This window comes from Kitasatospora sp. NPDC043949 (assembly GCF_056435365.1).
In genome coordinates, this window is record NZ_JBWKEQ010000023.1 from 1,614 (window position 1) to 10,165 (window position 8,552).

The following is an 8,552-nucleotide window of genomic DNA, read 5'->3' on the forward strand; positions in this document are numbered from 1 at the left end:
GCCGACGGACGCGGGCCCCGGGGCGAAGGGGGGCCCCCTGGGAGCGGGGAAACCCCAAAGAGCCGGCCCGTCCCCCCCCCCCCCCCCCCCCTCCCCCCCCCTCCCCTCCCCCCCCCCCCCCCCCCCCCCCCCCCCCCCGCGGCCGCACGCCCCGTCGGTGGGCACGGCCCCGGCGCGGCACCATCCGTGTACGCCCCTTCACGTCCTGCCGTGAGCCGGTGATGCCTCCCCGCGCCCCCGTTGCGTCCGCCGGGGCACCGGCGCGTCGACGCCGGCGGGCGCGGGCCGACCCCCTTGACTTGGGGGGCGGGGCGCCCCGGACCGGTTCCGCCGTGTGTGCGCCCCGCGCCCGCCGGTTCGGAGAGGACGGCCTTGAAGGTTCTGACGCACAACGTGATGTTCCTGTCCTGGCTGACGCAGAAGAGCGAGGGCGACTGGAACAACGCGGCGCGCTCGCGGCTGATCGCCGAGTCCGCGTACGTCGCGGACCACGACGTGCTGGTCTTCCAGGAACTCTTCGACCCCGGCCCCTCCGAGGAACTGATGCAGGGCCTGGAGGGCCGGGGGTACCGCCACCGCACGCCGGTGGTCGGGGTGGACGAGTCGGGCTGGGCCGCCACGCACGGCCGGCAGATCTCCCCGCTGCACGCCCGCGGCGGGGTCGCGATCGTCAGCAGGTGGCCCATCCTGCGGATGGAGCAGTACGTCTACGAGGTGGCCTGCGGCTGGGACGCCGAGGCCGCCAAGGGCTTCGCCTACGCCGTACTGGAGGTCGCCGGCCGGCGCGTGCACGTGGTGGGCACCCACCTGCAGTCCGACGACGGCGCCTGCCTGACCGGCCAGGCGAGGATCATGCGCCGCTCCCAGCTGCGCGACATCGACGTCTTCCTGACGGACCGCCGCATCCCGGCGCACGAGCCGGTGATCGTCGCCGGGGACTTCAACACCGACCGCCACTCGCCCGACTTCCAGGACGTCCTGGGCTTCGGGAACCTCCAGGAGGCGGGCCCCCGGACCGGCTGGAAGTACTCCTTCGACACCATCGCCAACGACGCCGCCCTGCACCGCCACCCGGCCGACCCCGCCGAGGATACGGACCACGTCCTGCTTCGCAAGGGCCACGCCCCGCCGTGCGACGCCTGGACGAGCGAGGTCCTGAAGACCGCCTCGCCGAGCTGGGAGGCGGGCGGCCGGGCCTTCACCGACTACAGCGACCACTACCCGGTGACCGCGGGCCGCTGAGCCCGGGCCGGCCCCCGGACGGCCGCCCGCGGACCGGCACGCCCGCCCGGCAAGCGCGAGCCGTCCGACAGGAGGAGCGGATATGAGCTACTCGGCACCACAGCAGTTCGGCGAACTCACCTTCGTCTTCAGCACCGGCGAGACCAGACCGCCCGAGGGCTACCACGCCCTGTGCAGCGTCATCCCCGACAACGCCCCGATGACCTGGGTGAGGGGGAGCACCGCCGGCTCGGCCGCGCTGGCCGAGCCCAAGCAGTGGCGCAAGGTCACCGACTCCGACGGGGTGCTGCGCGGCCTGGTGCCGGTGGCCCCTCCCGGGTACCGGGCGCTGAGCGCGCTGTGGTCCTCGGACACGGTCCACGGGCCCCGTGACGTCCTGCGCGACCTCGGCGGCGCGGCCTTCGTCGCCCAGGGCGACCTGCGCTGCGTGAAGGAGGAGATCGGCGGACGCCCCTACGTGGCCGTCGGCGCCTGGCGCGGGCGCGGCGGCCTGGAGATCCCCGAGACCGTCCGCCCCGAGACGATCCCCGGCGGCACGGGCTGCCTGCTGACCCCCGGCATCGCGACCTGGATCTCCTACTTCGACGGCGACTACGAGGGGGAGGACCCCGGCGACGTCCACGTGCTGGACGTGCCGATGCGGCAGGTCCGGCAGGGGACGGCGAAGGGCCCGGCCGTCACGGACGGAGGCGACGTGCCCGAGCGGACCGAGCCGGTCGTCGACCGGGAGGTGGTCCTCCCGTGCACCGCCGTCCTCGACCGGGGCGCGTCCACGGAGTGGATCCTGCGCAACTCGCCGACGTACACGGTGCGGCGCAAGCGGTTCTACACCCGGGTCGCGGTCACCGACCTGCGGGAGGACCCGGGCCCGGGCACGGTCGGCGCCACCGTCCCGTGGGGGGTGGACGAGGCGCAGGCGCAGGCCTGCCGCGAAGCCGTCGGCCTGTCCGTGGGGTTCGAGGCGGGCGTCGAGACCGAGGGCTTCGGCGCCAGGGCGGGCGCCTCCCTCAGCCGCGAACTCGGCTACGACAGCACGCGTTTCGTCGCCGCCATGACCCGGGAGCGGCAGGAGGTCCGCGCCCCCGCGCCGGGCCTGCACCTCACCGCGCTGTACGTCGAGAGCCACCGCATCGAGGTCGTCCGCAACGACCCGGACCACACGCTCCCCTCGGACCGGGCGGGCCTGACGTTCAACGCCCACGCGTCCTGGACGGCGCCCACCTACCCGCCGCGCCCGGCCCGCTGAGGGGCCGGCGCCCCGCGGCGGCCGGCCCCGCTGCGCACCGGCCGGTGCGCCCCGACCGCCGTTGTCACCGCGCCGTTGACTGTTCATCAGATCTTGCGAACTCGTGGTCGTCGGCTGGTTGGGCCGGCCGGGCGGTGGCTACGCTCGGCCGTGTCGTCCGATGGGGGGCGGCACCCGTCGCGTGCCGCACGCGCCCGGCCCTCGTGGCCCTCGGGCGTCGGAGCGGAGCACGCGCGGGCGGTTCCCACGGGAGTGGATCATGAGCTCTGTTGGTCGCAAGACCGTCGCGGTGATGGCCGCGGCCTTGGCCTCGCTGGGCGCGGGGAGCGCGGTCACCGCGTCCGCGGCCGCCTCGCCGGCCCCGCCGTGCAGCGGGGCGGAGTGCCCCAGCCTCAAGCCGACCAGGCTCTCGGCCAGTCAGGCGAGCCTGAACGTCACCCAGATGCAGCTGGAGAACATCCACGCGATGGCCTCGGACGCGGTGACCGGGGAGCCCATCCGAGGCGCCCGGATCGTGTTCGCCACCGTGGGCGGCCGGACGCTGGGCGCGGCCTACACCGACTACGACGGCATCGCGGCGATCACCGCCCCCGAGAACCTGGGCCCCGGCACCCTCCAGGAACTGCTGGGCGGCTACGAGGCCGCGATGGTCGGCGACGGCGTCCACGCCCCGGCCGGCGCCCACGGGGCCATCACCATCGGCACCGACCAGGGCCCCGGCGTCCCGGGCAACCCGTGTGCCGTGTGCAGCGACCGCGGGCTCAAGCAGGACGTGGTCCCCGTGGACTGGAGCCGGTAGGGGCGCGGGTGCGGCACCGGCCGGTGCGGCCCCGGGCGTGAGCGCGCCCGGGGCCGCGGGACGACGAGAGGGCGGGACACCATGACGGAGCCGGACACCAGGACAGGGCCGGGCACCGTGACGGAGCCGGACACCAGGACAGAGCCGGACATCATGACAGGGCCGCACACCGTGACGGAGCAGCCGTCGCCGGTGAGCACGGACGCGATCTGGCGGCTCCCGGTGACGGTCTGCCGCATCACCGGGCTCCTGGGCGAGCGGACGGCCGGCGCCCTGCTGGAACGCGCCGTCGCGCTCGCCCGCGCCGGCGACGCGTTGCAGCCCTCCCTGATCGGGGACCGGGAGCTGGTCCCCGGCTTCCGCCGCTCCCGTTCGTGCCGGGAGTTCGCCGCGCCCGAACTGCTGGCGGCCATCGACGAGGTGCTGGAGGCGGTCGAGCACACCCTGGGCGTCTCCTGCCGCAACACCGAGCCCGACTACACCCTCAACGTGCACAACGACGGCGACTTCTACCGGCCGCACCAGGACACCAGCGCCGAGTTCTCCCCCCGGCGCCTGCTCACCTTCGTCTACTACCTGCACGGCACGCCCCGGCCGTTCGGCGGCGGCGCACTGCGCGTGTTCGACGCCGCCCTGCCGCTGTACGGCGGGACGACGGGCGAGTGGGAGAAGCGCACCTGGCGGGACTGGGAGCCCGAGCACGACAGCATCGTGTTCTTCCGCCCCACCGCCTGGCACGAGGTGCGCCCGGTGAGGTGCCCGTCCCGGCGGCCCGAGGACAGCCGCTTCGCCGTCAACGGCTGGCTGTGCAGCCCCGATCCGGCGCGCCGGGGGAGCGGGGCGCTCTGACGGGGCTGCGCCCTCAGTCCTTCAGCATCACCAGCGGCAGGCCTCCGTTGCTCCACGCGCCGCCCGTCTCGTCGACCTGGTAGCGGTCGGCCTCCAGGTCGGCGGCAAAGGCCTCCAGGAACTCCCGCAGGCCGGCGGCCTCGTAGCCGGCCCGCCAGCCCTCGTGCGACCAGTCGATGATCTGGCCGCGGCGCTGCGGGGCGGGCGGGTCCAGGTCGATGCAGATCACGTCGCCGTTGCCGATGCCGATGAAGGGGATCCACCCGGCGGACCAGGCGACGTCCCGGCGGATCACGCCGTCCTCCTCCCGCTCGTCCCAGGGCGGATCCCCGGCGTCGGCGGACCGCTCGCGCCAGTCGTCCACCATCGCGTCGAGCGAGTGGAGCTCGGTGTGCAGACCGATCAGGACCCCCGGCAGGCCGTCGTGGCAGCGGTAGGAGTCCCGGACGTCCGGCGGGAGTTCCACCCCCATCGCGGCCTCCGCCGCCCGGATCTGCTCGTCGGTGGCGCCGGGCGGCATCGCGGCCGCCAACCTCGGGGCGATCCGCCCGAGCACGGCCTCGATCCGCGCCCACAGCTGCTGCATCGGGAACTCCCCTCCGTTGTGACGAGGACCGGAACGTAGCACCCGTCACCGACAGTCGGTCGGCGGGCCCGGGGCCCGGGGCTGATTGTCGGAGCCTCCTGGTAGGAAGGGGCTGATCGTCAGCCGACCGACCGCCGACGCGTGGTCACCGAAGGAGGCCCGGATGCCCGTGGAGGACACCGCCGTGCGCGAGGACGTCATGACGGCCGGGGAGGGCCTGCGGATCTACCCCGACCCGGCGGACGTCTTCGTCGCCGACCAGGCCGAGCTGGCCCGGCACCTGCACCCGCTGGTCTCGATCGACCTGGCCCGGGTCAACCCCGCCTGGCAGGGGTGGATCCACCTGCTGAGCCCGCTGGAGCCGTCGGAGGGCCTCATCGGTGACCACACCTCGGCCTTCCACACGGGGCTCCAGGCCCCGAACTGGCTCGGCTTCACGCTGGAGGGCGACCGCTTCCGCCTGGCCGGCGACCTGCGCTACTTCGCCCGGGCGGCGGGCCCGGACGAAGTCCCCGACCCCTGGCCCGGGTTCCACACCGGCCTCGCCGAGCACTGCGAACGCCAGGAGCACAGCTACCGGGCGCACCGCGACAGCTTCCGCCGCGAGGGCAGGCTCGTCCTGCTCGGCGACGACGGCCTGCCGCACCCCGGCCGCACCGGCGAGATGGCCCTCCTGGACCAGCTCGGCGGCTACGCCGACTCCGCCGGCAACTGGATCGAGACCGACCTGTTCCCGCTCGACTACGACGGCGACCGCACCTGGCCCGTCGGCCCCTCCGGCCGCCGCTTCGAGTTCGTGGCGGCGGTGCCCGGCTGGCACTACCGCGGCAGCGGCGCCGACTGGATCATGCTGTTCTTCGAACCCGTCGACCGCCTCGCCCTGTTGACCTTCGACTGGAGCTGAGGCGCAGCGATGCCAGCGGACGACCGACCGGGCGGCCGAGGCGGCCAGCGCGGCCAGAGCGGTCAAGGTGCGGCAGGCGCCCGAGCGGCGGCGCAGGACTTCTTCGACGCGATGCGCCGGTGGGAGGAGTGGATGGCCTCTTGCCGGCACGACACCACGGGCGACGAGCAACTGGCGGCGGTGAAGGCGGTGTTCGCCAGGCACCTGGCGGCCAGGGCGCTGGCCCGGCACCAGTCGCGCTACGACCTGCTGTGCTTCGGCACGCCGCCGGAGTTCGAGGCGCCGATCCTGCGCGTCGAACAGGAGACGCCGGGCAGGTGCTGGGTGTACGTACCGGAAGGGTTGATCGGCGGCGAGGCCCGCTACGCGATGGTGCGCGAGGGCGGTGCGTGGAAGGCCGCGTTCAAGGAGACCGACGTCGCCCTGACGGGCCGGTGGAGGAGGTGGCCGGATCTCTGACACCCGACCGGATCTCTGACACCCGACCGGGCCGGCCGCTCAGGCGCGGCAGCGCAGCAGTTCCAGCGGCGGGTTGGCGAGGAGGTCGGCCCAGAAGTCCTCGCCGAACTCGCGTAGGCCGGCCTCGGACACCTGTAGCGGGACCCACTCGGCGTCGCTGAACCCGGCCGCCCGCAGGCACTGCTCGTAGACCTCGCGGCGCGGGGCCGCGCCCACGATGCTGATCGGCTGCGGGTCGAGGAGGGCCGTGACCCGCACCCGCGGCCCCGTCTCGCTCTCCTCGCCGGTCGGTTCGCAGCGGAACCCGTACGTGTCCAGGGACGGGCAGTCGAACCGGTAGTCGGGCTTCTGGGCGAGCACGAAGAACTCCCCGCCCGGCACCAGGCCCCGGTGGATGTTGCGGCACATCCGCTCCATCGCCGCGACGTCCTCGGCGTAGTTGAGGCACTGCACTCCCAGCGCGATGTCGAACTTCCGGTCGAAGAGCCGCAGTTCGGCCACGTCGCCGACCTCGTAGCGCATACCCAGCGGGTCGCGCCGCTCGATCGTGCGCGCGGCGGTGACCATCTCGGCGGAGATGTCGACGCCGAGGACGTCGGTGGCGCCGCGCCGCTTGAACTCCCTGCTGTAGAAGCCGGTGCCGCACGCCAGGTCGAGGACCGACCGGCCGTCCACGTCCCCGACCAGGCCCAGGAAGCTCGGCACCTCCCCGTAGCGGATCAACGGCAGGGACTTGAACCCCTCGAACGCCTCGCCGATCCCGTCGTACTGCTGCACGCCCACGTGCCGCCCCTCCTGTGTGCCGCCCGCCGGGTCGCGGCCGTGGCGGAAAGTCTCCTCCGCCCCGCCGGGCCGCCGTACTGGCAGATGGCACAAAGAAGTTGGCCGGTGAATCGGGGGCGAACCCTCCTATCGCCCAACACCGCTCTTCGGGGACGGGGAAACGCCGTCGAAGGGCCATTCGAGTGACGTCCCGCGTCCTCGCGTGTCCGAACGGCCACACTGGCAGCGCTGAGGAAGCCCGCCGTTCAAAGGAGACGAGTCCGTGAAGAGCCTCGGAAGGACGCTGGTCACCGTCGGTGCCGCTGCGGTTCTGTGCATCGCAGTCCCGGCCAACGCCCAAGCCGCGGAGGGGACTTTCACCTACATCAGCAACAACCAGGAGCACACGCTGGAGAACCCCGAGGGCGACCGGTGCTACGACCTCGGCCGCCGCGTCACCGAGCTGTACAACGACACCGACGCGGAGGCGGCCGTCTACCTCGGCGCCGGCTGCCGGGACGAGATCAAGACCATCAGGTCGGGTGGTTCGAGCACCCAGAGCGGCATCGGCTCGGTCAGTTTCACCGACGACGAGTAGCCGGCGCACCCGGCGGCGGGGCGGCCCGTCCGTCCGACGTGATCGTGAAGGGCTCGGACCAGTTGCCGGAATCACCGGACAGGACGACCCGGTAGTCGTCTCCAGGGGGGACGTCCGGCACGGTCACCTCCATCCGTCCCAGCAGGATGTCGAAGTCACTGGCGAGGACCCGGTCGAGGAGGGTGACGCCGCCCGCGCGCAAGGCGATGGACCCCGTGCGGTTGGTGATCTGCGCCGGCGGATCCGAGACGTCCCAGGTGACTTCGACCCGCTCGCCGACCCGCCAGACCGTCCCCGCGCGAGGGGAGAGAACGCGCGGCACGTAGACGTCGCGCCGGGACGTGCGCTCGGCGGAGTGGGCGGCCACCGCCGGACCGGTGGCCTGTGCCTGTGCCTGTGCCGGCACCGTGGCGAGCAGGCTCGGCATCGCGGCGGCGGCCAGTGCCACCACGCCCAGGACGGGTCCGTTCCAGATCCTCATGGCCTCAGTGTCTCGGTTCGGCCCGGAGTGAGCGCACGGACGGGCGCCGCTTCCCTCGATCGGGGGAACGGCCGTCGGTGACGGACGGCCCGTGAGGGGGGCGTGGCCCGAGGTCCGAGGGCGGCAAGCGGCCCGTCAGCCGCGTGACGGGGCGTGCGGTGCGGGCGCCACGGCCCCTTTCCCGGTGCAGGTCGGTCGCCTACGGTGGGTCACCCCGAAGACGAGGAACGGAGGTTCCCTGTGGCGGACGAGGTGACGACGCAGTACCGCAGCTACGCCTGGGAGGACGAGCACGGCGTCAAGTACGTGGCCGCCTACCCGGGCGACGAGGAGGCCGACGAGGAGCGCAAGGCCGAGCTGCGGGCGTTGGGCGCCCGCGTGTCGGCGGACCTGGTGGCCGAACAGGAGGCCGAGCGGGAAGCCCAGCGGGAAGCCCAGCGGCCGAGGGCCGGGCGGGTGGCCGGGCGTGCAGGGCCGGCGCTGCGGCTGATCCGTGGTGAAGGCTCGTCCTGAGTGCGTGACCGGGCCCGGGGGGGGGGGGGGGGGCGGGAGGGGGGGGGGGGGGGGGGGGGGGGGGGGGGGGGGGGGGGCGGACGCGTGTTTCGGGGGGGGGGTTTTTTCCGTGT

Annotated in this window: 11 protein-coding genes; 8 read left to right on the forward strand and 3 right to left on the reverse strand. The window is 73.9% G+C overall.

The window, feature by feature from the left end; all coding sequences use genetic code 11:
• The first annotated feature begins 372 nt into the window (after positions 1-372).
• The 4 genes from AC07AL_RS19975 (at position 373) to AC07AL_RS19990 (ending at position 4,136) form a co-directional block, all read left to right on the forward strand.
• Positions 373-1,242, forward strand: a complete 870-nt coding sequence (locus AC07AL_RS19975) for a sphingomyelin phosphodiesterase (RefSeq protein ID WP_478317860.1) — start codon at positions 373-375, stop codon at positions 1,240-1,242.
• Between the two features lie 82 nt (positions 1,243-1,324).
• Positions 1,325-2,488: a hypothetical protein gene (locus tag AC07AL_RS19980; protein WP_400810409.1), complete on the forward strand. Its 1,164-nt coding sequence runs from the start codon at positions 1,325-1,327 to the stop codon at positions 2,486-2,488.
• A gap of 259 nt (positions 2,489-2,747) precedes the next feature.
• On the forward strand, positions 2,748-3,287 hold the full coding sequence (locus AC07AL_RS19985; RefSeq protein ID WP_363587833.1) for a hypothetical protein: 540 nt from the start codon (positions 2,748-2,750) through the stop codon (positions 3,285-3,287).
• A gap of 81 nt (positions 3,288-3,368) precedes the next feature.
• Positions 3,369-4,136: a 2OG-Fe(II) oxygenase gene (locus AC07AL_RS19990; protein WP_363632453.1), complete on the forward strand. Its 768-nt coding sequence runs from the start codon at positions 3,369-3,371 to the stop codon at positions 4,134-4,136.
• A 13-nt stretch (positions 4,137-4,149) separates the two neighbouring features.
• Here the strand turns inward: AC07AL_RS19990 and AC07AL_RS19995 are convergent, their stop codons facing one another.
• Positions 4,150-4,722, reverse strand: a complete 573-nt coding sequence (locus AC07AL_RS19995; protein ID WP_400476453.1) for an SMI1/KNR4 family protein — start codon at positions 4,720-4,722, stop codon at positions 4,150-4,152.
• 163 nt (positions 4,723-4,885) lie between these two features.
• Here AC07AL_RS19995 and AC07AL_RS20000 point away from each other — a divergent pair, with 163 nt between their 5' ends.
• Together AC07AL_RS20000 and AC07AL_RS20005 are read left to right on the forward strand one after the other, a co-directional pair.
• Positions 4,886-5,626: a hypothetical protein gene (locus AC07AL_RS20000; RefSeq protein ID WP_400810405.1), complete on the forward strand. Its 741-nt coding sequence runs from the start codon at positions 4,886-4,888 to the stop codon at positions 5,624-5,626.
• Between the two features lie 9 nt (positions 5,627-5,635).
• Entirely contained in the window at positions 5,636-6,085 is a 450-nt protein-coding gene (locus AC07AL_RS20005; RefSeq protein ID WP_400810403.1) for a hypothetical protein, read from the forward strand.
• A 39-nt stretch (positions 6,086-6,124) separates the two neighbouring features.
• Here AC07AL_RS20005 and AC07AL_RS20010 read toward each other — a convergent pair whose 3' ends face one another.
• Positions 6,125-6,868 carry a class I SAM-dependent methyltransferase gene (locus AC07AL_RS20010; protein WP_400845182.1) on the reverse strand — a complete coding sequence of 248 codons (744 nt, stop codon included), beginning with the start codon at positions 6,866-6,868 and terminating at the stop codon, positions 6,125-6,127.
• A 262-nt stretch (positions 6,869-7,130) separates the two neighbouring features.
• On the opposite strand from AC07AL_RS20010, the gene AC07AL_RS20015 reads away from it, so the two are divergent.
• Positions 7,131-7,445: a hypothetical protein gene (locus AC07AL_RS20015; protein WP_363632461.1), complete on the forward strand. Its 315-nt coding sequence runs from the start codon at positions 7,131-7,133 to the stop codon at positions 7,443-7,445.
• On the opposite strand, the gene AC07AL_RS20020 is transcribed toward AC07AL_RS20015, so the two are convergent.
• Positions 7,429-7,926 (reverse strand): GPI anchored serine-threonine rich family protein, encoded by a 498-nt coding sequence (locus AC07AL_RS20020; protein ID WP_400845177.1) that lies wholly within the window; start codon positions 7,924-7,926, stop codon positions 7,429-7,431. The two genes, AC07AL_RS20015 and AC07AL_RS20020, sit on opposite strands and share 17 nt — an antisense overlap.
• Positions 7,927-8,166: 240 nt before the next feature.
• On the opposite strand from AC07AL_RS20020, the gene AC07AL_RS20025 reads away from it, so the two are divergent.
• A complete protein-coding gene (locus AC07AL_RS20025) occupies positions 8,167-8,439 on the forward strand; it encodes a hypothetical protein (protein WP_363623997.1) in 273 nt (90 codons plus the stop codon).
• The last annotated feature ends 113 nt before the right edge of the window (positions 8,440-8,552 follow it).

Bases quoted from the DNA above. Each gene is read 5' to 3' on its own strand.
- AC07AL_RS19980 (WP_400810409.1), top strand. From the start codon at position 1,325: ATGAGCTACTCGGCACCACAGCAGTTCGGCGAACTCACCTTCGTCTTC.
- AC07AL_RS19995 (WP_400476453.1), bottom strand. From the start codon at position 4,722: ATGCAGCAGCTGTGGGCGCGGATCGAGGCCGTGCTCGGGCGGATCGCC.
- AC07AL_RS19985 (WP_363587833.1), top strand. From the start codon at position 2,748: ATGAGCTCTGTTGGTCGCAAGACCGTCGCGGTGATGGCCGCGGCCTTG.
- AC07AL_RS20005 (WP_400810403.1), top strand. From the start codon at position 5,636: ATGCCAGCGGACGACCGACCGGGCGGCCGAGGCGGCCAGCGCGGCCAG.
- AC07AL_RS19990 (WP_363632453.1), top strand. From the start codon at position 3,369: ATGACGGAGCCGGACACCAGGACAGGGCCGGGCACCGTGACGGAGCCG.
- AC07AL_RS20000 (WP_400810405.1), top strand. From the start codon at position 4,886: ATGCCCGTGGAGGACACCGCCGTGCGCGAGGACGTCATGACGGCCGGG.
- AC07AL_RS20020 (WP_400845177.1), bottom strand. From the start codon at position 7,926: ATGAGGATCTGGAACGGACCCGTCCTGGGCGTGGTGGCACTGGCCGCC.